This window comes from Acidimicrobiales bacterium (assembly GCA_035316325.1).
GTDB lineage: Bacteria > Actinomycetota > Acidimicrobiia > Acidimicrobiales > VFJN01 > DASXTK01.
This window is the reverse complement of sequence record DATHJB010000181.1, coordinates 14,589-36,120: the sequence shown is the minus strand read 5'-3', so window position 1 is coordinate 36,120 and position 21,532 is coordinate 14,589. Positions and strand designations below refer to the sequence as shown.

Below are 21,532 nucleotides of genomic sequence, written 5' to 3'. Positions count from 1 at the left end.
GCCGGGCTGACCGGGCTGACCGGGTTGACCCTGCGACCCCGGAGCACCGCCCTGGGTCGGCTGAGCGGGCTGACCCGGCGTCCCCGGGGCACTGGCCTGGGTCGGCTGACCGGTGCGGGCCGGGGTCCCGTAGGCGCCCTGGCCGGCCTGGGCCGCCGCCGGAGCGGGGGTCGTCGCGGCGGGGCGGACCGGTGGGGCGGGACGGGGGTCGGGATTGACCTGACCCGGAGGGGCCGGGCGAGCCGCCGCCCCGGCGGCACCAGCCGCCGCGGCGGCAGGCGGGCGCGCCCCCACCGGAGGCGACGGGCGGACGACACCCGGGGTCGGGGGTGCCGGACGGGCGGTGCCGGTGGCCATCGTCGGCGGCGGCGGGCGCTGGTCGGGCAGGACCGTCGTCACCGTCTCCGGCGTCGCCTGCCCCCGCTGCGCCGCCACGGCGATCGCGGCCCCGAACGAGATGGCGTCCTTGGGGTGGGCGTCGATGGCGATCGGGCGACCCAGCTCGGCCGCCACCATCTGCGCCACCAGCGGGATGCGCGACGACCCGCCCACCAGCAGCACCGCGCTGATGTCCTCGTCCGTCACGCCCGACGAGCGGATCGACCGCCGCAGCGCCACGATCGTCTCGTTGATCGCCGGCCGGATCATGTCCTCGAACTCCGACCGGGTGAGCCGCACCTCGGTCTGCAACGACGGCAGCAGCACCGGGATCGACACGTCGGTGTCGCTCGACAGCGCCTCCTTGGCGTCGATGCACTCCTGCCGCAGCCGGGACATCGCGGAGAGCGACGCCGGCTCCTCGACGTCCAGCCGCTCCAGGGCATCACCCAGCGCACCACGGACGTGGGCGAACACGGCCTCGTCGAAGTCGATACCGCCCAGCCGCTCGATGCCCTCGGGCGAGCCGATCAGGTCGAACCCGTCGGCCGACGCCCGGCGGCGCACCATGGCGGCGTCGAAGGTGCCGCCGCCCAGGTCGTACACGGCGACGACGGCGCCCGGGTCGAGACGCCGCTGCGAGGCGTAGAAGGTGGCGGCGGCGACGGGCTCGGGCAGCACCATGGCGACGTCGACGTCGACCTGTCGCACCGCCTGCCCCAGCAGGTCGAGTTTGTAGCGCCCCCAGTTGGCCGGGTGGGTGAGCGCCAGCGCCTGGGGTGCCCCGCCCTGCTGCTCCTGCACCCGGTCGAGCGACCAGCGCAGCACCCGGGCCATCAGCATCTCGGCGGCGTAGGGCGTGCCCCCGAGGATGATCGGCGTGGGGTCGCCAACCCGTCGCTTGAACTCCCGGCCGACCCGCCCCGGCTCCGACATGGCCCGCCGGGTGGCGGCCTCGCCCACCAGGATCTCGCCGTCGTCACGCAGGAACACCACGGAGGGTACGGACGCGGTGCGGTTGCCCAGCGTCAGCGCCTCGACCAAGCCGTCGCGCTCGATCGCTGCCGCGGTGTAGGTGGTGCCGAGGTCGATCCCGAGGTAGTAGGCCATTCCCGCTCCCTAGAGCCCGCGCGAAGGTAGCCGCGTGGGGTCGCGCCAGAGGGGCGACCGTACTACGACTCCACCGGGGGTAAGGCAGCCAGGGATCGGGCCCGCAGCAGCACCTCGTCGAGCATCGGCTCGGTCAGCCGACCGGTGAACGTGTTCTGCTGGCTGACGTGGAAGCTGGCGACGATGTGGCGCCCGTCGGCCAGCGGAACCACCACCCCGTGGCCGAACCGGGGACGGAGTCGGACGCCCAGCAGGTCGCACAGCACCTGGAAGCCGAACTGCCCCAGCGGAACGAAGACCCGCAGCGATGGCAGCAGCGCCAGCTCCCGGTCGAGGAACGGCCGGCACTGATCGCGCTCCGCCGGCGTCGGTTTGTTCGCCGGCGGCGCGCACCGCACCGGGGCGGTGATCCAGGCCCCCGTCAGCGCCAGCCCGTCGTCCCGCGCCACCGACGTCGGCTGGTTGGCGAACCCCGTGCGCCACAGGGCGGCGTAGAGGAACTCGCCGGAACGGTCGCCGGTGAACATCCGCCCGGTGCGGTTGGCCCCGTGCGCGGCCGGCGCCAGCCCGACGAGCGCCACCCGGGCCGCGGGGTCGCCGAAGCCCGGCACCGGCCGCGCCCAGTAGTCGTCGTCACGGAACGCCGCCCGCTTCTCCCGACCCACCTGCTCCCGCCACGCCACCAACCGGGGACAGGCGCGGCACCCGACCACGTCATCTGCGAGTTCGGCGAGTGAGTCCACAGGCGCTGACGATAGGTTGGCCGACCGATGGCACTGTCCCGGACTGGGGCGCGACGACGCGCCACGCCACCGACGTTGGTCGTGCTCGTCCGCCACGGGACGACCGCCACGACGGGCAAGGAGCTGCCGGGTCGGGCGTCGGGCCTCCACCTCTCCGACGCCGGCCAGCAGCAGGCCAAGGCCGCGGCCGCCCGCATCGCCGCGCTGCAGGACGACAAGCGCAAGGTCACGGCCGTCTACGCCTCGCCGCTGGAGCGCACCCGGGAGACGGCCGCGCCGATCGCCGACGGGCTCGACGTCGAGGTGAAGATCGAGCAGGGCCTCCTGGAGGTCGACATGGGCGAGTGGACCGGGCTGACCCTCGCCGCCGCCCGCAAGAAGCCCGAGTGGCGGACCATCCAGCGCTACCCGAGCTCCTTCCGCTTCCCCGGCGGCGAGTCGTTCCTGGAGATGCAGGCCCGCATGGTCGCCACGCTCGAGAAGCTGCGGGCCGACCACCCGGGCGAGGTCGTGGTGGCGGTGTCGCACGCCGACCCGATCCGCGTCGCCGTGGCCCATGCCCTGGGCACCCACCTCGACCTCTTCCAGCGCATCGTCGTGTCACCATGCTCGTTGACCGCCGTGGCGCTGGGCGACGACGGCCCTACCGTGCTCACGGTCAACTCCACCGACGACTCCCGCGCTCTGATCCCGCAGTAGCCGACGACACCGACGAACCGACCGAGACCCACATGAGCGACGATTCCTTCGAGTTCCCCGAAGCCGAGGTGTTCTGGCCGGGAGCCGAGGGCGACCCCGGCCAGCGGGTCTTCTTCCTGGTGGGCGGTTCGGGCGGTGAGCTGGCCTTCCTGAAGTGCGAGAAGCAGCAGGTCGCAGCGCTGGGCGAGTACCTGCGGGCGCTGCTCGACGACCTCACCCCCGACGTGAAGCCGGCCGACGGCCACGGCGACCTGGCGGCCCTTCCCTTCAAGTGGACGATCGGCGCCATCGGCGTCGCCTACGACGAGCCCGAGGACCGCATCGTGGTCGTCCTCGAGGAGCTGACCGACGAGGACAAGCCCGCCACGGCCCGCTTCTCGTTCAGCTGCGCCCAGGCCGCGGCGTTCGCCGACTACGCGCTCGAGCTCGTCGGCAGGGGACGCCCCGACTGCCAGTTCTGCGGCCGCCCCGCGGGCGACGAGGGACACGTGTGCCCACGGATGAACTGAATCTCCTCCGCCGGGGGCAGGTCGAGGTGCTGGGGCGGATGCCGTGGGGATCGAACGCGACGCTGCTCGCTCAGGTGTGCGGTGGGGGCGACAGCGAGAGCGCCGAGCGCGAGGGCGGCGGCGGCGAGGGCGGGTCGATCCAGGCGGTCTACAAGCCCCGCCGGGGCGAGCGGCCGCTGTGGGACTTCCCCGCCGGCCTCGACAAGCGCGAGGTCGCGGCCTACCAGCTGTCGGAGGCGCTGGGCTGGGGCATCGTCCCGGAGACCGTGCTGCGCGACGACCTGCCCTACGGCGTCGGCTCGCTGCAGCGCTTCGTGCCCTTCCAGACCGAGGAGCACTACTTCAGCCTCTACGAGGACGACGCCCACCACCCGCAGCTGCGCACGATCTGCTGCTTCGACCTGCTCGCCAACCAGACCGACCGCAAGAGCGGCCACTGCCTGCTGGCCCTGGAGGGCGGGCGTATCTGGGCGGTCGACAACGCCCTGTCGTTCCACGTCGAGCCGAAGCTACGCACGGTGATCTGGGAGTTCGGCGGCGAGGCGATCCCCGACCACCTCCGGGCCGACGCCGCCCGGCTGGTCGACCAGGGCCTCCCCGACGACCTGTGCGCCCTCCTCGACCCCGACGAGCGGGATGCCCTCCTGCGCCGTGCCCGCCACGTGGCCGACGACCGCAGCCGCTTCCCGATCGACGGCAGCGGCCGCGCCTACCCCTGGCCCCTCGTCTGACCCCACCCCGCAGCAAATTGCGTTCGAAAACCCGCATGGAGCGGGCAGACGAACGCAATTTCGGGATGGACGGGCGCTAACTCTGGCCGCTGGTCTGCAGCGGGGACGCCTGGGCGGCCCCGATCGAGCGGGCGGTCAGTGGGCTCGACGACGAGAACGCCGGGCGGGCCGACGCCGGCTGGCGGGTCATCCACTCCCGGAACCGTGACGCGGCGAGCGGCCGGCTCACGAGGAAGCCCTGCGCCTGGTCACATCCGAAGGCCCGCAGGATGTCCCAGCCGCCCTGGTCCTCGACGCCCTCGGCGACCGTGGTCAGCCCCAGGCCCCGGCCCAGCGCCAGCACCGAGCGGGTGATGGCCCGGTCCGTGTCGTCGTCGGCCATGCGGGCGACGAACGACCGGTCGACCTTGATCTCGTTGATCGGCAGCCGCCGCAGCCGGGCCAGCGACGCGTAGCCGGTGCCGAAGTCGTCGCAGGAGATCTTCACGCCCAGCTCCACCAGCGACTGCACCACGTCGAGCGACCGCTGCGACTCGCCGACCACCATCGTCTCGGTGATCTCCAGGGTGAGCGACGCGGCGGGCACGCCCAGCTCGTCGAGCAGCCGGGCCACGTCGGTGGCCAGGCGCCGGTCGACCAGGTTCCGCGCCGAGAGGTTCACGGCGACGCCCAGGTCCCAGCCGTGGTCACGCCAGCCCTTGCACTCGGCCAGGGCGTGCTGCATCACCCACATGGTCAGCGGCCGGATGGCCCCGGTGCGCTCGGCCACCTGCACGAGCTTCGACGGCCGCACCCGTCCCAGGCGCGGGTGGTACCAGCGCACGAGCGCCTCCGCACCACGGACTATGCCCGTGGCCATCTCGACCTTGGGCTGGTAGCAGACATCGATGTCGCCGCCACCGATCGCCGTCCACAGCTCGGTCCCGAGCTTGCGGACGGTGCGTTCGCCGTTCATGAGGCTCCCAGACGGAGGACTGCCGCCGTCCGCACCGTGCACGATGAGAGCAGCCACGTCAAGCAACTCCTGCTGAGGCCGGACCGGTGGCGGCACTGGCGGCTGGGCCGAGCACACGGTCGAGGTACGGGTTGGCGAAGCGTCCGGTGGGATCGAGCCGGGCGCGCACCGTCTGGAAGCGATCCCAAGCGGGATAGCGCGGGGCCAGCGTTTCGTGACTTTGGAAGTGCATCTTTCCCCAATGCGGCCGCCCGCCGTAGGTGTCCATGATTCCCTCGACGCCCGTGAAATAAGCGTCGAATGGCGTACCTCTGTAGACGTGCACGGCTACGTAGCCAGTCTCGCGGCCGTGCGCCGTCGAGAGCGGGATCTCGTCACCGGCCGTCATGCGCACCTCGACGGGGAAGCTCAGCTGCATGCCGAGCTGGTCGACCAGGGCACGGACCCGGTTGAGGGCCTCGGGGACGGCCTCCCGCGGGATGGCGTACTCCATCTCCAGGAAGTGCACGTACCGGGGGCTGGTGAAGACCTTGTCGGAGCGGTCGGTGTACTCGACGCGACCGCTGCTCGGGACGAGCTTGGCGACCCGCGGCACCAGCGACGGCCGCCAGCGTCCCACCCGGCAGGCGGCGCCGAACAGCACGTTGGTGACGAGCACGTCGTCGATCCACTCCTTGCGACGTGACCGGGGTTGCGCCGGCTCGTCGGTGCGCTGGTTGCGCTTGGTGAGCGCCCAGCCGGTGTGGGGGACCCAGAAGAACTCGAAGTGGTCGTTGCCCTCCACCAGCTCGTCGAGCTCGGCGAGCACCTCGTCGACCCGGCGGGGCTCCTCCACGGCGTGCAACCGGAACGCCGGCTCGCACTGCAGCGTGACGGTGGACAGCACGCCGAGCGCCCCGAGCCCGACGCGGGCGGAGTCGAAGACCTCGGCCTCGTGGGTGGGTGAGCAGTCGATCACCGATCCGTCGGCGGTGACGAGCCGCAGCCCGACGATCTGCGACGACAGGTTCCCGAAGCGCAGCCCGGTGCCGTGCGTGGCCGTCTGGGTGGCGCCGGCGATCGTCTGGCGGTCGATGTCGCCCATGTTCTGCAGAGCGAGGCCCCGGGCGTCGAGCTCCCGGCTCAGGCGGTGCAGCGGGATGCCGGCTTCGACGGTGACCGTCCGGCGCTCGGCGTCGTGGCCCAGGACCCGGCCGTAGTCGGAGAGATCGACCATGACGCCGTCCGTGCAGGCGATCGCGGTGAACGAGTGGCCGGCACCGACCACCTTCACGCGCCGATCCAGGGTGGCCGCGTCCTTCACCGTCTGGACCAGCTCGTCCTCGGTCGAGGGACGGGCGGACGCGACAGGGGCGCAGGCCTGGTTCCCGCCCCAGTTCGTCCAACTCCCGCGCGTCCCAGTGCGCATGGGCGGTCATCGTATGACGAATTTCGTCGGCGCTCACAGGTCGTCGCTCGAGAGCGGCATCGGGTATCACTATCCGGTGAAGTGGAAGCGTACGCAGAGCGATCACGTCGACGACATGCGTGGCATGTCCGGCGGCCGGCTGGGGATGGGCGCGGCGGCGGGCGGTGGGCTCATCGGGCTCGTCGTCCTGCTGCTCAACGTGCTCGGCGGCGGAGGAGGCGGCAACGTCGGTGACGTCCTCGGCCAGCTCGGGGGCGCCGTGCCGGCCGCAGAGCCGAGCGGCACCGCCGCGCCGCCGACCGAGGAGTCGGAGTTCGTCACGTTCCTCACCGAGGACGTGCAGGCGCTGTGGGACGACGAGTTCCAGCAGTCGGGCCGGCAGTACGAATACGCCCGCGTGAACATGTTCACGGGCCAGGTGCAGACCGGCTGCGGGCCGGCGACCTCGGCCGTCGGGCCCTTCTACTGCCCGGCCGACAAGGAGGTGTACATCGACCTCGACTTCTTCCGGGAGCTCAGCAGCCGCTTCGGCGCCCCCGGCGACTTCGCCCAGGCGTACGTGATCGCCCACGAGATCGGCCACCACGTGCAGAACCTGCTGGGGATCAGCGACGAGGTGCGCCAGGAGGAGCAGTCCGCGGGCTCGCAGGCGGAGGCCAACGAGTGGTCGGTGAAGCTGGAGCTGCAGGCCGACTGCCTGGCGGGCGTGTGGGCCCACTCCGTGTACGCCCGGGGCGATCTGGAGGCCGGCGACATCGAGGAGGGCCTGGCGGCCGCCCAGGGCGTCGGCGACGACCGCATCCAGGCCCAGGCCGGCATGTCCGTCAACCCCGAGACCTGGACCCACGGCTCCTCCACCCAACGCCAACGCTGGTTCGACGCCGGCTTCCAGTCCGGCCGCAGCGAAGACTGCGACACGTTCAGCAGCTAGCGCTCGGCCCGCCGCAACGCGGCCCGGATCCAGGGCATCTTGCCGGTGCTGTAGGCATCGACGTCGGTGGTGGTCCCGGCGAGTGCCTGCTTCATGGCCGCGTAGGCGTCGCGCTCGTCGGGGTGCGTCCGCAGCCAGTCGCGGAACCGCAGCGCCTCGCGCCAGACCGGGCCGGTCAGCGGCCGGACGTTGACGTTGACCGGTCGCCCCGGGTCGGCGTCGACCAGCACCTCCTCGGGGTGCTCGTCGCCGTTCCGGTCCTCGCCGAACCACTCTCCGGCGACGTGGACGAACCCGGCCTCCGGCGCTCGCCGGGCCACTCGGCGCCCCATGTCGAGGTCCGCCACGACGACCTGGATGTCGACGAGGTCCTTGGCCGGCAGGCCGGGCACCGACGTCGACCCGATGTGGTCGATCCGGACCACCGGGTCGCCGACGACGGCCACGAGGCGGGCGATCAGCCGCGCCGCCTGGGCCGGCCAGGTCGGGTCGGGCGGGGACAGCACTGCCTGGCGCCGGCGAGGCGCCCGCCGACCGGCGCGCAGGTTCGCCGCGAACGGTGCCAGCCGCCGCGCCCACAGCTCGTCGACGTCGCCCGGCTCGATGCGGACGTCGACCCTGGCCGGATCGACGTGTCCGACGCCCACCAGCAGGTGCGCGAACGATGGTGCCGCCAGCTCGCGGACGGCCGCCTCGTCGCCGGCGAGGGACTGCAGGCGGCCCGCCACGATCGCTCGTAGCGGGCCGTCCGGGCCGACGACGCCGACGTGGAGCGTCAGCGGGACTTGAGGGCTTCGACCAGCTTGGGGAGGACCTTGTGGACGTCGCCCACGATGCCGAGGTCGGCCACCGAGAAGATGGGGGCCTCGGGGTCCTTGTTGATCGCGATGATGTTCTTCGAGCCCTTCATGCCGACCAGGTGCTGCGTGGCACCCGAGATGCCGGCGGCGATGTAGACGGTGGGCTTCACCACCTTGCCGGTCTGGCCGACCTGGTAGCTGTAGGGCACCCAGCCGGCGTCGACGATGGCCCGGGAGGCGCCCGGCGCGGCCTTCAGCAGGCTCGCCAGCTCCTCGATGATGGCGTACTTGTCGGCCTCGCCCAGGCCCCGGCCGCCCGACACCACGATGTCGGCCTCGTCGAGCTTCGGGCCCGACGACTCCTCGACGTGGCGGTTGGTGACCTTGGCGGAACCGGGCTCGGGCACGTCGATGGTCTCGACGGCCGCGGCCCCGCCGCCCGACGCCTCGGCGGTGAACGACTTGGGCCGGAACAGGGCGATGTGCGGCCCGTCGACCGTGAACCGCGAGCGCACCAGCTTGGTGCCACCGAAGATCGGCTCGGTGACCACGAGGGCGTCGCCGTCGAGCGCCACGTCGACGTTGTTGGTGAGCACCGGCTTGTCGAGCGCCACCGACAGGCGGCCGGCGACGTCGCGGCCGTCGTAGGTGGTGCCGAACATGATCAGGTCGGGGGCGTTGCCGCCCGAGACCTGCGCGGCGATGGCCGAGGCGACCGGCACGCCCGACAGGCTGCCGCCCAGGTCGCCGGTGGCGTACACCTTGGTGGCGCCGTGGGCGCCCAGGTCGGCGGCGATGGCGTCGGCGTCAGCGCCGCCGTGCACGGCCTCGACGGTGCCGCCCAGCTCACGGGCCTTGGCGAGCATCTCGAGGGTGATGGGTGCGACCTTGCCGTCGGCGGCCTCGGCGAAGACCCAGATGCGGTTGAGAGTCATGGTTCTTCTGCTCCTGGGTCTCAGATGACCTTGAGGTCCTCGAGGAAGGACACGACACGCTGGTAGGCCTCGCCGTCGTCCTCGACCAGCTCACCGGCCTCACGGGCGGGGGCGTCGTCGACGGCGACGATCTCCTGGCCGGCGCCGGCGGCACCGACGGAGGACGGGTCGATGCCGAGGTCGGCGAGCGTCGGCTGGTCGACCGGCTTCGACTTCGCCGCCATGATCCCCTTGAACGAGGGGTAGCGGGGCTCGACCACGCCGGCGGTCACGGAGACCAGCGCCGGCAGCGGCGCCTCGACCTCGTCGTAACCCAGCTCGGTCTGCCGCTGGACCTTGACGGTGCCGTCCACGATCTCGACGTTCTTGGCGAAGGTGATCGACGGCAGGCCCAACAGCGCCGCGACCTGCTCGGGCACGGTGCCGGTGTAGCCGTCGCTCGACTCGGTGGCGGCGATCACCAGCTCGGGCTCGGCCCGCTTGATGGCCGCGGCCAGCACCTTGGCGGTGTCCAGCGCGCCGGCCCCCGAGAGGGCGTCGTCCGACACCAGGATCGCCTTGGCAGCACCCATGGCCAGAGCGGTGCGCAGACCCGAGGTCTCCCCACCGGGGGCCATGGAGACGAGGGTGACCTCGCCGCCGCCTGCCGCGTCCACCAACTGGAGGGCCATCTCGACGCCGTAGCTGTCGGACTCGTCGAGGATGAGCTTGCCGCTCCGGTCGAGGGTGTTGTCGGCCTCGAGCTTCCCGGGCTCCGCAGGGTCCGGGATCTGCTTCACGCACACGACCACGTTCATGGCGGTCATGGTGTCCGGTGATTCTCGACGTGTCCAAATCCAGCTCGCGAGGCACCCTCGCCGTAAGTGACCAGCGGGTAACTACTTGCCCCCTTACGCCGTCATCCGCCCATCCGGCGAGGCAGTACCCGTACCAACCACCCCGCCGCCGCCCGAAGCGGTCTCGGCTCCGCCGAGGCCGGTTAACTTCCGGACTCAGTGAAGATCCTGTTCCTGGTCAACTCGTCGGCGTCGTCGGTCACTCCCCGCAGCCGGGTCGTGATCCGCAAGGCCCTCTCGGCCGACCACGACGTGACCCTGGCCGAGACCAAGCGCCGCGGCCACGCCACCCGGCTGGCCCAGGGCGCCGCGGCCGCCGGATCGGAGGTGGTCGTCGTCCTCGGCGGCGACGGCACCCTCAACGAGGCCGCCAACGGGTTGGCCGGATCCGACTGCGCGCTGGCGGCGCTGCCCGGTGGGTCGACCAACGTGTTCGCCCGCACCGTCGGCCTGCCCAACGACCCGATCGAGGCGACCGGACAGCTCCTCGATGCTCTGGCCCGCCGGTCGATCCGCCGCATCGGGCTCGGGTCGGTCAACGGCCGCTACTTCCTGTTCCACACCGGCGTGGGGTTCGACGCCGCCGTGGTCGAGCAGGTGGAGAAGCGGGCCGAGCTGAAGCGCTACGCCGGCCACCCGCTGTTCGTCTACGCGGCGTTCGCCACCTGGCTGCGCCACTACGACCGCAGCCGCCCCCGCTTCGCCGTCGAGCACCCCACCGGCGAGACCATCGACGACGCCTACTTCACCATCGTGATGAACACGAGCCCCTACACGTACCTGGGCAACATCCCGCTCGACCTGGCACCCGAGCTGACCCTCGACGACGGCCTGGCCGCCGTCACCCTCCGCACGATGCGCTTCGCCCGCACCCTGCGCATCATCGGCTCCGCCCTCGGCAACGGGAAGCTCCTGCGCCGCAGCCGCTGGGTCGACTACCGCGTCGACGTGCCCGGCCTCACCATCCGCGGCTACGGCCCGGTCCCCTACCAGGTCGACGGCGACTACCTCGGCGAGTCCGAGAACTTCACCTTCCGCCACACCCCCAACGCCCTCGCCCTCGTCCTGCCGACTGATCTGTATCACGATTCGTGATACGATCGAGTCATGGTTCAGGCGATCTCGGTGCGGTTGGACGACGAATCCGAGCGTGCGCTCGAAAGGCTCGAGGCCACCGGGCTCTCGCGTTCCGAAGCGATCCGTCGGGCCCTGATCACGGCCGCTGATCGTCTGCGCCGCCGAGACGAGTTGACCGCCGAGGTGGCTGCTCTCGAAGCAGACGAGGCCGACCGTGACGAGATGCTGACGGTGGCTTCGCTGATGGAGTCGCTGCGTGCTCCGGGGTGACGTCTACCGACTCCAGGTTCCCCGACGCATCGGCCATGAACAGCAGGGCGATCGCTACGGCGTGGTGGTCCAGGCCGATGCCTTCCTCCCACGCTCGGTCGTGATCGTGGCGCCCACATCCCGTAGCGCCAGGACAGCGTCATTCCGGCCCGAGATCGAGGTCGCCGGCGATACCACCCGCGTGCTCGTCGAGCAGGTGGGTGCCGTTGATGCCAGCCGCCTCGGCGAGCTCGCCGGGCACCTGGCGCCCGAGGAGATGTGGGGCATCGACGACGCGCTCGCCACCGTGCTCGACCTGAGGTGAGCCGGCGGGGAACGGCAGGGCCTAACCGATGGGGAGGAGGCCGCCGAAGAGGAGGAACGTGTCGCTGGTGGGGCCCGAGGGGGCGAGGAGGGTGACGGTGACGTCGGTGATGCCGTCGAGGGTGTCGGGGGCGAAGGTCTGGAGCTCCTGAGCGGCGAGCACGCCGAAGGCCCGGGCGTCGCCGGGCGTCTCCTCGTCGCCCACGTCGAACTCGAGCCGCAGCTCGTCGTCGTCGACCGTCATCCGGGTGTCGTGGATGCCGGGGTACTCGCCCCGCAGCCGGCTGGCCAGCACCGCGGTGACGGTGTCGGGGTCGGACGTCTCGGTGGTCGCAGCGGCTGCCGTCGTCGTGGTGGTCGCGGTCGACTCGGGGCCCGACGAACGGGGCTCGTCGTCACCGCACGCCGCCAACAGGAGCAGACCCACGACCACGCATAGCGCTCGACGACTCACACACCGTTGTCTAGCCGCGCTCCAGCACCTCGAGGGCCAGAGCGGGCTCGTCGGTGATGATCCCGTCGACGCCGACGTCGGCCAGCCAGCGGATGCGGTCGGGGTCGTTGCTCGTCCAGCAGTTGACCCGGATGCCGGCGTCGTGGGCCCGAGCCACCAGGTCCGAGGTGACGGCAGTGTGGTGCGGGTGGAGGGCGCCGTAGCCGCCGGCCAACGCCTGGGCCACGGTGTCGGCCGCGTCGTCCACGTTCCACAGCAGCCAGCCCACGGCGACCTCGGGCGCGGCGCCGTCGAGCGCCTTGCGGGCCCGGTCGATCGTCGGCTGGTGGAAGCACGACACCACGTACGCCGCCCGCTCCACCGACGGTCGGGTCGCCAGCAACCCCGCCACCGCGTCGGCGATGCCCAGCGACTCGTCGAAGTCGCTGTCGTAGAGCCAGTTCTTGATCTCGACGTTCACCAGATCGAATCCGGCGCAGGCGTCGAGAACTGCGCCCAGATCGTCCACGGCGCCCGCGATCTCGGGCCATGATGTGTCCAGCAGGACGCGGCCGTCGGGCAGGACGGGGTCGTGCCACACGGCCAGATGGCCGTCGCCGACACGGCGGACGTCCAGCTCGACACCCTGCGCACCGACCTGGTGCGCAGCCGCGAACGACGGCACCCGGTTCTCCGCCGCAAGCCCTGGAGCGCCCTTGTGCCCGATTACCAGCGTCATGAACTTCTCGTTTCGATGTGGAAAAAAGTGCTTGCGAAAGTACCCATCCGACCGTTACTCTGACCCGGTCGCAGCCACACGCACTTAACGCAACAGCGGTGGCATGTGAAACTCGTCACAACCGGTGACCCGATCCGCCGTGGAGGTCCCGTGGCCCTGACGCAGAGCCGCACGCTATCCCTAACAATCGAGCGAGACGACTGGCGTGAGCACGCCGCGTGTCGCGACACAGACCCAGACCTCTTCTTCCCGGTGGGCACCACTGGCCCGGCGATCGAGCAGATCGACAACGCCAAAGCCGTCTGCCGGGAGTGTGAGGTACAGAAGACCTGCCTCGAGTACGCGCTGGTGACCAACCAGGACAGCGGCATCTGGGGCGGGACGTCCGAGGAAGAGCGCAGGGCGATCCGTCGCCAGCGTGTCGCCCGCCAGCGTCGCGCCAGCGCCTGACCTGCGGACCCGAAGCAATCAGCCACGAGTAAGAGCAATCAGCCACACGTAGTACCCGCAGTACTCAACCGCGCAGGGTCCGGGGCCCGTCACCCAGTCCCGACCTGCGGCGGTTGGATCGGCAGCGTGAGCGCCACCACGGTGCCCGGCCGGTCACCTGATCCGTCGCCGTTGGCGATGCTGATCTCCCCGCCCAGCTCGGTCTGCACCAGCGTGCGCACGATCGACAGGCCGAGCCCCGTGCTGGTCTCCAGGACGAACCCCTCGGGTAGCCCGGCGCCGTCGTCGACGACCAGCACCCGCACCTCCTTGTCCTCGTCGCGGGTGATCGTGACCCGCACGTGCGCCCCGGCGTCACCCAGCTCGAGGTCCTCCGGGTAGGCGTGGTCGACGGCGTTCTGGAACAGCTCGTTGAGCACCACCGCCAGCGGCGTGGCGATGCCGGCGGGCATCAGGCCCCCGTCGCCCTCCACCGTCACCGTGATCGGCCGCTCGGGCGTGGCCATGGCGTCCTGCACCATCGCCACCAGGGGCCGCACGATCTCGAGGAACGGCACGTCGTCGCCCACCTCCCGCGAGAGGATCTCGTGCACCAGGGCGATCGAGCGGATGCGGCGCACCGACTCCTCGATCGCCGCCTTCGCCTCCTTCGACTCCAGCCGCCGGCCCTGCAACCGCAACAGCGACGAGATCGTCTGCAGGTTGTTCTTCACCCGGTGGTGGATCTCGCGGATCGTGGCGTCCTTGGAGAGCAGCAGCAGGTCGCGGTGCCGCAGCTCGGAGATGTCGCGGAGCAGGACGACCGCTCCGGTGACGTCACGGTTGTCGACGATGGGGATGCAGCGCATCAGCACCGTGACCTCAGTACCCCGGGGGATCTCCTCGGTCACCGGGACGCCGATCTGGAAGGCCGTGTGCACCACGTTCTCCTCCAGGCCCACCTCGGAGAAGCGCAGGCCCTCGGCGTTGCCGTGGATGCCCAGGCGGTGGAGGGTCGACACGGCGTTGGGCGAGGCGTACTCCACCCGGCCGCTGTCGTCGAGCACGATCACACCGTCGCCGACCCGGGGCGCCTCCTTGGACTCGGAGTTCTCGGCGTCGAACGGGAAGTCGCCGGCGGCGATCATGCGGGCGAAGCGGTTGAAGACGTCGTGGTAGATGCGCTCCAGCTCGCCGGGCTGGCGGCCGATCGACGGCGCCGACTCCCGGGTCAGCACGGCGACGACCTCGCCCCGGTAGCGCACCGGGATGCACAGCATCCGCACCCGCTCCTTCAGCGGGGGGACGGTGATCTCGCCCTCGATGATCTCGCCCAGCTTGTAGGCCCTGGCGACCAGCGGCCGGTCGCTCTCCTCCAGCACGGTGCCGACCCAGTCGGCCCGGTACACGGTCTGCGCCGTGGTGGGTCGCACCTGGCCGAGCACCACGAAGCGGTTGCCGCCGTCCTCGCGGGGCTGGCCCACGACGGCGAACATCAGCAGGTCGGCGAAGCAGAAGTCGGCCAGCAGGCCCCAGCTCGCCAGCAGGCGCTGCAGGTGGGCCACCGCGGCCGGGTCGATCCGGGTGAAGAAGCGCGCCAGCTCGGCCAGGCTCGCCATCACGAGCGCGCTTTCGCTCGGGAACCCAGGGGACGCAGGGGAGCCGACATGACGGGCTTCATCGTTCCCGCCAGAGGTGCTCGCCCAACTCCAAGAGCCCTGCCAGATCCGTCACGTCGTGGTCAGCGTAGGGCACGGTGGCCACGACGTCGGCCCGTTTCGCCAGCTCCGCCCGCTGCTCCGCCTCCCGCTTGGCGACCAGCTGGAAGTTGAGGAAGCTCTCGCCCACCTCGTCGAGCACCCGTGCGACCTGGGACGACGCGCCGACCTCCGGCGGCAGCGCTTCGGCCAGCTTGTCGGCCTGGCTGCCGAGCCGCTGGGCGACGCCGGTGGTGCCCCGGGCGCGGAACCAGTCGGGCAGCACCTTGTTGAGCACGATGGCACCGAGGTGGAGGCGACGGGCGCTGAGCGCGTCGACGAAGAACTCGGCCTCGCGCACCGGCGCCGGCTCCAGCGTCGACACCACCACGAACGTGGTGCGCTTGTCGGCCAGCGTGCGGGTGACCGCCCGGGAGCGCTCGACGAAGCCGTCGTACATCGTCTGGAACAGCAGGAAGAACTCGGCGATGTCCTCCAGGAACTTCGAGCCGAGGATGCGGTCCGCCACGGTGTAGAAGGGGCGCGACGCCAGCGTCGCCAGACGGCTCCGGGCCGGCACGGTCAGCCAGCGCAGCAGGCGGCTCGAGAAGAAGTCGGCCATCCGCTCGGGGGCCTCCAGGAAGTCGATGGCGTTCCTGGTGGGCGGGGTGTCGACGATGATCAGGTCGTAGCGGCCCGAGCTGTGGATCTCGTAGAGGCGCTCCATGGCGACGTAGTCGTGGCTGTGCACGAAGCGGCCCGTGATGTTGACGTAGAGGGGGTTGGCGAGGATGGCGTCGCGGGTCTCGGTGTCGGGGGCGTGGGTGCGCACCAGGTCGTCCCACGACTGCTTCGTGTCGAGCATCGCCGCCCACAGCTCGCCCCTCGCCTCGACCCCGGCCGCGGCGAACAGCTCGGGCGGCACCCGCGTCTCGACGTTGCCGAACTCGTGGAGCCCGAGGGCGTTCGCCAGGCGCTTGGCGGGATCGACGGTGATCACCAGCACCTTGCCGCCCAGGTAGGCGCTGGCCATCGTGGCGAGCGACGCCGCCGTGGTGGTCTTGCCGACCCCACCGGAGCCGCAGCAGATCACGATCTCCTTGGCCGCCAGCAGCTCGTCGAGGGTCCCGGCCATCAGTACCCCAGCTCCGCGCCGAGGGCCGTGGCGATCTGGCGGGTGGCCCGCACGCCGTCGCTGCGCTTGAACAGCTCGGGGATGTACAGCAGCTCGGGGCCGTCGCCGATCCCGTGGCGGAGCGCGTTCAGGTGCCCGGCCCGGGTGCGGCGCAGGCGCACGGCCAGGTCGGCGCCGTCGAGCATGGGCTGCACGTCGCCGCCGGCCGCGTCGGCGAGCACGTCGGCCACCTCGGGCTGCTGGAGGCGGCGGAACACCTCCTCCTCACCGCGACCGAACAGCTCGGGCAGCACCCGGTTGACCACCACGGCGGCCAGGTCCACGTTCGTCTGCTCCCGCAGGCGGTCGGCCAGCTCGATCGTCTCGTTGACCGGCATCTCCTCGGGCGTCGCCACCACCACGACGCCGGTCTGCTGCGGGTCGCCGAGGATCTCCAGCATCCAGTCGGTCTGGTCGCGCACGGTGCCCACGTTCACCAGCTGCCGCATGGCCTCGGGCGCGCCCAGCTGGCCGACGATGTGGCCCGTGGCCGGCGCGTCGACCACCACCAGGTCCCACGCCCCAGAGCGGACCTCCCAGCACAGCTTGCCGACCACCAGGATCTCCTTGACCCCGGGGGCGGCGTTGGCGACGAAGTCGAACGTGCGGGCCAGCGGGCCCAGCCGGGCCACCAGCGGGAGCCGCAGCTGGAGGCGCAGGTACTCCCGCAGTGATTCCTCCGTGCTCATCGCCATCGCCCACAGGCCCGGGCTCACCTCCCGCTCGGCGAACTCGAGCGGGGACACCTCGAAGGCCTGGGCGACGCTGCCCTTGGCGTCGCTCTCGCAGAGCAGCACGCGCCGCCCGTTCTGCGCCGCCAGCAGGGCCAGGCCGGCCGCGACCGTCGTCTTGCCGACGCCGCCCTTCCCGGTGACGAACAGCAGGTTGCGGTCGAGGAGCTCGACGGCCACGATGCCTGCCGCGCCGCGCGCCGACGACCGGCGGCGCTACCCGCCGAACCCGATGCGGCGCCCGGCCTCCGGCGACCCGATCTCCACGTAGGACAGCTTGGCGGCGGGGATGCCCACCTGGCGGCCCCGGCGGTCGGTCAGCCACAGCGTGCCGCCGGTCTCGACGGCCTTGTCCACGTGCTTGCGGACGGCGTCCGGGTCGGTGTCGTCGGCCAGCAGGATCTCGAGCTCTTTCGGCGACTGGGTCACCCCGATGCGGACGTCCACGGTTCCTCCTGGCTAGCGGGTGAGGGCTCGGCCATCGTAGGGGTTGCGCCGTCGGCATCCGGCACCCAGCGGGGGTGATGATCGCGGGCCCAGGCCGCCGAGATCCGCCCCCGCAGCATCGACCCGAGCGCCGGGGGCTTGGAGAACGCCACCAGGATGTGGCCGGTGACCACCAGCCAGGTGGCGATGGCCGTCCAGTCGTGGACGAACGTGGCGCCGGTGCGCCACTCCAGCGGGAAGGGGTCGAACCACCGCATGATCGACCCCGTGGCCATCATCACGGGGATCATCCCGGCGATGAAGGCGGCGTTGGCCTTCTGGCCGGCGTTGAACTTGCCCACCTGGTCGCCGGCGACGCGGCCCCGGGAGCGGAGCCAGCGCCAGTCGCCCGGGGTCCAGCGGTTGAGGCGGCGCAGGTCGGCCCGCACCTTGTCCCGCCAGCGCCCGGCGTAGGCGGCGACCAGCGGCACCGGCATCGCCAGGCCGCTGTACACGTGGACGGTCTTCAGGAGCTCCCGCCGGTCGAAGAGGGCGGTCAGCGGGCCGACGTAGAGGATGAGGCCGGTGATCGCCGCGGTGAGGACGAGGACCGCCGTGGCCCAGTGCAGCCACCGCTCCGCCCGGGTGAACCGCTCGACCGTCGGGGTCACCTGGGTCGCCGGGGTCGCCGGAGTCACGTGGTTCGCCGGGGTCACGTGGGCGCGTCGCCCTCGCGGCCGTTCGAGCTCCCCACCCAGGCGTCGACGTCGTAGCCGCGCACCTCCCAGTAGCCAGGGTTCATCTCGTCGACCACCTCGATGCGGTCGAGCCACTTGAGCGACTTGTAGCCGTACATCGGGGCGACGTAGAGCCGCACCGGGCCGCCGTGGATCTGCTCGACCGGGCCGTCGAGCATCTCGTAGGCGGCCATCACGTCGTCGCGGCGGGCCTGGTCGAGCGTGAGGCTCTCGGTGTAGGCGCCGTCGAACGAGTAGATGCGCAGGTGGGTGGCGTTCGACTGGACGCCGGCCTCCTCGAGCAGGTCGCTCAGCAGCACGCCCGTCCACGGCACCTCGGGCACCCGCCAGCCGGTGACGCACTGGAAGTCCTTCACCAGCTTGGTGGGCGGGCGGTCCTTCAGGTCGGCCAGCGACAGCTTGAGCGGCGTGTCGACCAGGCCGTCGACGGTGAGCCGGTACTCCGCGTCGCTGCGGACGGGGTCGAAGCTGACCACGGAGTAGATGCGGAAGCGGCCGGCGCTGGGCACGAAGCTGGTGAGGCCGGTGGGGTCGTTCTCGGTGACGGGGCGCAGCAGGCGCTCGAGGGCGGAGTTGACCCGGTCGCCGACGAGGATGCCGGCGGCGCCGAGGCCCACCATCCCCAACACGATGCGCCGCCCGACGGGAGCGCCCCGGCCTTCGTCCTTGTCGCCCCTCGGCGGTGCCGGGCGTTCGGGCGCCGGACCCCGGTCGGCCTCCAGCGGATGCTCCACAGGTCCGAGCGTATGGTCCACTCCTTCTCTACGGACAGACCACGCCGATCGGATGTCGCTATTTGGTGAGGGAACGCAGGCGGTCGAGGCGGTCGTCCCACCGGCGGCCGGTGGCGGAGGCCCAGGCGGCGAGGTCGCGGAGGGGCTCGGGTTGGGCAGTGAAGCGGGTCTCGCGGCCGGCGCGGTCGGAGGCGACGAGGCCGGCGTCGCGCAGCAGCATCAGGTGCTTGGCGACGGCCTGACGGCTGACGGGCAGCTCGGCGGCCAGGGCGGTGGCGGTCAGCGGGCCGCGCTCCGACACCGCCCGCAGGATGGCCCGACGGGTGCCGTCCGCCAACGCCGCGAACACGGCGTCGTCAGGCTCGGCCGTGGCCACGACGTTCGCTCGGCTCAGGCGACGAACGCGCCGGCGGCGACCACCAGGAGCTCCAGCCCCAGCAGGCGGTGGTCCCACGTCGAGGTGGCGGCAACGCTCGCCGAGGCCTGGAGGCGGGCCGACGTCGGTGCCGGGACCAGCAGGCGCTCGGTCACCACCAGGTGGGTGTTCCCCTCGGGGCCCTCGTCGAGCACGACGCGCACCTGCGAGGCGCCGGCCGGGTCGTCGGGGTGCCACCAGGTCCACACCAGGGAGCGCCCCGGCTCGCTGTGGTCGACCCGCACCTCGCGGGCGGCGGCGTCCTCGTCGTCGAGCCACTCGCGGCGGCTCTCCTCGTCGATCAGCAGGTCCCACACCGCCTCGGGGGCGGCATCCAGCTCGACGGTCCGTGTCACCTCGTCGTTCGCCATACCCGCAACTCTACAGTTGCGGTTCGCCGGCGGCGCCCTTACCGTGAAGCGCAACCCATTGGTTGCACTCAGGAGAGACGAGCGCCATGCTGATCCCGACCGTCATCGAGACCACCAACCGGGGGGAGCGGGCCTACGACATCTACTCCCGCCTCCTGCGAGAGCGGATCATCTTCCTGGGGCGGGCCATCGACGACGACATCGCCAACCTGATCATCGCCCAGCTCCTCCACCTCGAGGGCGAGGACCAGGAGCGGCCGATCAACCTCTACATCAACTCCCCCGGCGGCGACATGCTCGGCCTCTTCGGGATCTACGACGCCATGCAGTTCGTCGGCGCCCCGGTGCACACGGTGTGCGTGGGCCAGGCCGCCTCGGCCGCCGCCGTGCTGCTCGCCGCCGGCGCCCCCGGTCAGCGCTACCTGCTGCCCAACGCCCGGGTGCTCATCCACCAGCCCCACGGCAGCGCCGGCGGCCAGTCCGCCGACATGGAGATCCAGATCGCCGAGATGGTCCTTCTGCGGGAGCGCATGGTCGACGTCCTCACCGAGCGCACCGGCCAGCCCCGGGAGAAGATCAAGGCCGACCTCGACCGCGACTACATCCTCCGCGGCGAGGACGCGGTCGCCTACGGCCTGGTCGACGAGGTCCTCACCCAACGCTCCCCCCGCCCCGCCACCGGCTTCCACAAGCCCGACACCGAGAAGGCAGCCAGCTAGCCGTCAGGGCCGTCCGACGTGCCCGCCAGTCGCGGCTAGTTCAGGCGGAGCTCGGGGTGGTAGATCCGCTTGGGGGCCATCTCGACGTCGATGACCTGGGCGATCTGGGCGAACACCTGGGCGGCCTCGCCGTCGGGGTCGGTCGAGGCGATCGGCTGACCGGTGTCGCCACCTTCACGCAGCTCCGACACCAGCGGCACCCGGCCGATGAGCGGCACACCGAGGCGGTTGGCCAGCTCCTCACCGCCGCCCTCGCCGAAGATCTGGTAGCGCTTGCCGTCGTCGCCGGCGAACCACGACATGTTCTCGATCACGCCCTTCACCTCGAGGTTCACCTTCTGGGCCATGAACGCCGCCCGCTGGGCCACCCGCTGGGCCGCCGGCTGCGGGGTGGTCACCACGTAGACCTCGGAGCGGGGCAGGAACTGGGCGAGGCTGATCGAGATGTCGCCGGTGCCGGGCGGCAGGTCGACCACCAGGAAGTCGGGCTCGTCCCAGAACACGTCGGTGAGGAACTGCTCCAGGGCCTTGTGCAGCATCGGCCCCCGCCAGATCACCGGCTGGTCCTCCTGGGCGAAGAACCCCATGGAGATGCAGCGCACGCCGTGGGCCTCGGGGGGCACCAGCATCGAGTCGATGACGGTCGGCGGATGCTCGACGCCCAGCATGCGGGGGATGGAGAAGCCCCACACGTCGGCGTCGACCACCGCCACGTCCTTGCCCCGGGCGGCCAGTGCGACCGCCAGGTTCGTCGTGACCGACGACTTGCCCACGCCGCCCTTGCCCGACGCCACCAGCAGCACCCGGGTGGTGGACGACGGGTCGGCGAACGGGATCGCCCGGCCCTCGGCATGACCGTGCGCCTGCTGCGACCCCGCGGTCGACGCCGGGTCGCCGTGGAGCGTGCTGCGCAGGGTGGCCCGCTCCTCGTCGGTCATCACGGTGAAGTCGAGGTCGAGGCTGTCGACACCGTCGAGGGCGACGACCGCTTCGTCGACCCGGCGGGTGATCTCGTTCTTCAGCGGACAGCCGGCGATGGTGAGCGCCACGGTGACAGCCACCTGGCTGCCGTCGATGGCGATCTTCCGCACCATGTCGAGGTCGACGATGCTGCGGTGCAGCTCAGGGTCCTCGACCGGGCGCAGGGCATCGAGCACCTGGGCTTCGCTGACGGACATCGATTCGCTCCCCGGGGATTAGCACTATGGCCGTAGGTAGAAT

27 protein-coding genes are annotated in these 21,532 nt (G+C 71.5%); 9 read left to right on the top strand and 18 right to left on the bottom strand.

Annotation, left to right across the window (positions count from 1 at the left end; genetic code table 11):
• Positions 1 to 1,488 (bottom strand): Hsp70 family protein (locus VK611_24415; GenBank protein HMG44501.1); only part of this gene is annotated, 1,488 nt, incomplete at its 3' end.
• A gap of 62 nt (positions 1,489 to 1,550) precedes the next feature.
• On the bottom strand, positions 1,551 to 2,231 hold the full coding sequence (locus VK611_24410) for a uracil-DNA glycosylase (protein ID HMG44500.1): 681 nt from the start codon (positions 2,229 to 2,231) through the stop codon (positions 1,551 to 1,553).
• Positions 2,232 to 2,258: 27 nt separating this feature from the next.
• Here VK611_24410 and VK611_24405 point away from each other — a divergent pair, with 27 nt between their 5' ends.
• The 3 genes from VK611_24405 to VK611_24395 are packed head-to-tail and all read left to right on the top strand — an operon-like array spanning position 2,259 to position 4,170.
• Complete coding sequence (locus VK611_24405) at positions 2,259 to 2,930, top strand: MSMEG_4193 family putative phosphomutase (GenBank protein HMG44499.1); 672 nt, start codon at positions 2,259 to 2,261, stop codon at positions 2,928 to 2,930.
• 32 nt (positions 2,931 to 2,962) lie between these two features.
• The gene (locus VK611_24400) at positions 2,963 to 3,439 is read left to right on the top strand and encodes a DUF3090 family protein (protein ID HMG44498.1); all 477 of its coding nucleotides are present in this window, start codon (positions 2,963 to 2,965) and stop codon (positions 3,437 to 3,439) included.
• Positions 3,421 to 4,170, top strand: coding sequence for an SCO1664 family protein (locus VK611_24395; GenBank protein ID HMG44497.1), 750 nt, complete (start codon positions 3,421 to 3,423; stop codon positions 4,168 to 4,170). Before VK611_24400 ends, VK611_24395 begins: the two co-directional genes overlap by 19 nt.
• A gap of 76 nt (positions 4,171 to 4,246) precedes the next feature.
• On the opposite strand, the gene VK611_24390 is transcribed toward VK611_24395, so the two are convergent.
• Together VK611_24390 and VK611_24385 are read right to left on the bottom strand one after the other, a co-directional pair.
• A complete protein-coding gene (locus VK611_24390; protein ID HMG44496.1) occupies positions 4,247 to 5,182 on the bottom strand; it encodes an EAL domain-containing protein in 936 nt (311 codons plus the stop codon).
• Between the two features lies 1 nt (position 5,183).
• Positions 5,184 to 6,533 carry a D-arabinono-1,4-lactone oxidase gene (locus tag VK611_24385; GenBank protein ID HMG44495.1) on the bottom strand — a complete coding sequence of 450 codons (1,350 nt, stop codon included), beginning with the start codon at positions 6,531 to 6,533 and terminating at the stop codon, positions 5,184 to 5,186.
• 76 nt (positions 6,534 to 6,609) lie between these two features.
• Here VK611_24385 and VK611_24380 point away from each other — a divergent pair, with 76 nt between their 5' ends.
• Positions 6,610 to 7,464 (top strand): neutral zinc metallopeptidase, encoded by an 855-nt coding sequence (locus tag VK611_24380; protein HMG44494.1) that lies wholly within the window; start codon positions 6,610 to 6,612, stop codon positions 7,462 to 7,464.
• Here VK611_24380 and VK611_24375 read toward each other — a convergent pair.
• Genes VK611_24375 through VK611_24365 form a run of 3 tightly spaced genes read right to left on the bottom strand, consistent with a single transcriptional unit; the run spans position 7,461 to position 9,996 of the window.
• Positions 7,461 to 8,192 (bottom strand): GrpB family protein, encoded by a 732-nt coding sequence (locus VK611_24375; GenBank protein HMG44493.1) that lies wholly within the window; start codon positions 8,190 to 8,192, stop codon positions 7,461 to 7,463. The genes VK611_24380 and VK611_24375 overlap by 4 nt on opposite strands.
• Positions 8,193 to 8,239: 47 nt before the next feature.
• Positions 8,240 to 9,199, bottom strand: a complete 960-nt coding sequence (locus VK611_24370) for an electron transfer flavoprotein subunit alpha/FixB family protein (protein HMG44492.1) — start codon at positions 9,197 to 9,199, stop codon at positions 8,240 to 8,242.
• A gap of 20 nt (positions 9,200 to 9,219) precedes the next feature.
• Positions 9,220 to 9,996 (bottom strand): electron transfer flavoprotein subunit beta/FixA family protein, encoded by a 777-nt coding sequence (locus tag VK611_24365; GenBank protein HMG44491.1) that lies wholly within the window; start codon positions 9,994 to 9,996, stop codon positions 9,220 to 9,222.
• Positions 9,997 to 10,194: 198 nt separating this feature from the next.
• Between VK611_24365 and VK611_24360 the strand changes: the two genes are divergently transcribed.
• Genes VK611_24360 through VK611_24350 form a run of 3 tightly spaced genes read left to right on the top strand, consistent with a single transcriptional unit; the run spans position 10,195 to position 11,686 of the window.
• Positions 10,195 to 11,130 (top strand): diacylglycerol kinase family protein, encoded by a 936-nt coding sequence (locus VK611_24360; protein HMG44490.1) that lies wholly within the window; start codon positions 10,195 to 10,197, stop codon positions 11,128 to 11,130.
• Between the two features lie 12 nt (positions 11,131 to 11,142).
• Complete coding sequence (locus VK611_24355; protein ID HMG44489.1) at positions 11,143 to 11,382, top strand: ribbon-helix-helix protein, CopG family; 240 nt, start codon at positions 11,143 to 11,145, stop codon at positions 11,380 to 11,382.
• Positions 11,369 to 11,686, top strand: coding sequence for a type II toxin-antitoxin system PemK/MazF family toxin (locus tag VK611_24350; GenBank protein ID HMG44488.1), 318 nt, complete (start codon positions 11,369 to 11,371; stop codon positions 11,684 to 11,686). The genes VK611_24355 and VK611_24350 overlap by 14 nt, the downstream gene beginning before the upstream one ends.
• A 21-nt stretch (positions 11,687 to 11,707) precedes the next feature.
• Here VK611_24350 and VK611_24345 read toward each other — a convergent pair whose 3' ends face one another.
• Both VK611_24345 and VK611_24340 read right to left on the bottom strand, forming a co-directional pair.
• On the bottom strand, positions 11,708 to 12,112 hold the full coding sequence (locus tag VK611_24345) for a hypothetical protein (GenBank protein ID HMG44487.1): 405 nt from the start codon (positions 12,110 to 12,112) through the stop codon (positions 11,708 to 11,710).
• A gap of 37 nt (positions 12,113 to 12,149) precedes the next feature.
• Positions 12,150 to 12,857, bottom strand: a complete 708-nt coding sequence (locus VK611_24340; protein HMG44486.1) for a glycerophosphodiester phosphodiesterase — start codon at positions 12,855 to 12,857, stop codon at positions 12,150 to 12,152.
• Positions 12,858 to 13,013: 156 nt separating this feature from the next.
• On the opposite strand from VK611_24340, the gene VK611_24335 reads away from it, so the two are divergent.
• Positions 13,014 to 13,307 carry a WhiB family transcriptional regulator gene (locus tag VK611_24335; protein ID HMG44485.1) on the top strand — a complete coding sequence of 98 codons (294 nt, stop codon included), beginning with the start codon at positions 13,014 to 13,016 and terminating at the stop codon, positions 13,305 to 13,307.
• Between the two features lie 89 nt (positions 13,308 to 13,396).
• On the opposite strand, the gene VK611_24330 is transcribed toward VK611_24335, so the two are convergent.
• The 8 genes from VK611_24330 to VK611_24295 are packed head-to-tail and all read right to left on the bottom strand — an operon-like array spanning position 13,397 to position 19,592.
• Positions 13,397 to 14,905, bottom strand: coding sequence for a PAS domain-containing sensor histidine kinase (locus tag VK611_24330; GenBank protein ID HMG44484.1), 1,509 nt, complete (start codon positions 14,903 to 14,905; stop codon positions 13,397 to 13,399).
• A 58-nt stretch (positions 14,906 to 14,963) separates the two neighbouring features.
• Positions 14,964 to 16,118 (bottom strand): ArsA-related P-loop ATPase, encoded by a 1,155-nt coding sequence (locus tag VK611_24325; GenBank protein HMG44483.1) that lies wholly within the window; start codon positions 16,116 to 16,118, stop codon positions 14,964 to 14,966.
• Positions 16,118 to 17,068 carry an ArsA family ATPase gene (locus tag VK611_24320; protein ID HMG44482.1) on the bottom strand — a complete coding sequence of 317 codons (951 nt, stop codon included), beginning with the start codon at positions 17,066 to 17,068 and terminating at the stop codon, positions 16,118 to 16,120. The genes VK611_24325 and VK611_24320 overlap by 1 nt, the downstream gene beginning before the upstream one ends.
• A 36-nt stretch (positions 17,069 to 17,104) precedes the next feature.
• A complete protein-coding gene (locus tag VK611_24315) occupies positions 17,105 to 17,335 on the bottom strand; it encodes a DUF3107 domain-containing protein (protein ID HMG44481.1) in 231 nt (76 codons plus the stop codon).
• Positions 17,314 to 18,030 carry a cytochrome b/b6 domain-containing protein gene (locus VK611_24310; protein HMG44480.1) on the bottom strand — a complete coding sequence of 239 codons (717 nt, stop codon included), beginning with the start codon at positions 18,028 to 18,030 and terminating at the stop codon, positions 17,314 to 17,316. The genes VK611_24315 and VK611_24310 overlap by 22 nt, the downstream gene beginning before the upstream one ends.
• On the bottom strand, positions 18,027 to 18,806 hold the full coding sequence (locus tag VK611_24305) for a molybdopterin-dependent oxidoreductase (GenBank protein HMG44479.1): 780 nt from the start codon (positions 18,804 to 18,806) through the stop codon (positions 18,027 to 18,029). Before VK611_24305 ends, VK611_24310 begins: the two co-directional genes overlap by 4 nt.
• A gap of 58 nt (positions 18,807 to 18,864) precedes the next feature.
• Entirely contained in the window at positions 18,865 to 19,182 is a 318-nt protein-coding gene (locus tag VK611_24300; protein ID HMG44478.1) for a metalloregulator ArsR/SmtB family transcription factor, read from the bottom strand.
• A gap of 14 nt (positions 19,183 to 19,196) precedes the next feature.
• Positions 19,197 to 19,592 carry an SRPBCC domain-containing protein gene (locus VK611_24295; protein HMG44477.1) on the bottom strand — a complete coding sequence of 132 codons (396 nt, stop codon included), beginning with the start codon at positions 19,590 to 19,592 and terminating at the stop codon, positions 19,197 to 19,199.
• 86 nt (positions 19,593 to 19,678) lie between these two features.
• Here VK611_24295 and VK611_24290 point away from each other — a divergent pair, with 86 nt between their 5' ends.
• Entirely contained in the window at positions 19,679 to 20,311 is a 633-nt protein-coding gene (locus VK611_24290) for an ATP-dependent Clp protease proteolytic subunit (protein ID HMG44476.1), read from the top strand.
• 35 nt (positions 20,312 to 20,346) lie between these two features.
• Here VK611_24290 and VK611_24285 read toward each other — a convergent pair whose 3' ends face one another.
• Positions 20,347 to 21,489 carry an Mrp/NBP35 family ATP-binding protein gene (locus VK611_24285; protein ID HMG44475.1) on the bottom strand — a complete coding sequence of 381 codons (1,143 nt, stop codon included), beginning with the start codon at positions 21,487 to 21,489 and terminating at the stop codon, positions 20,347 to 20,349.
• Positions 21,490 to 21,532: the final 43 nt, after the last annotated feature.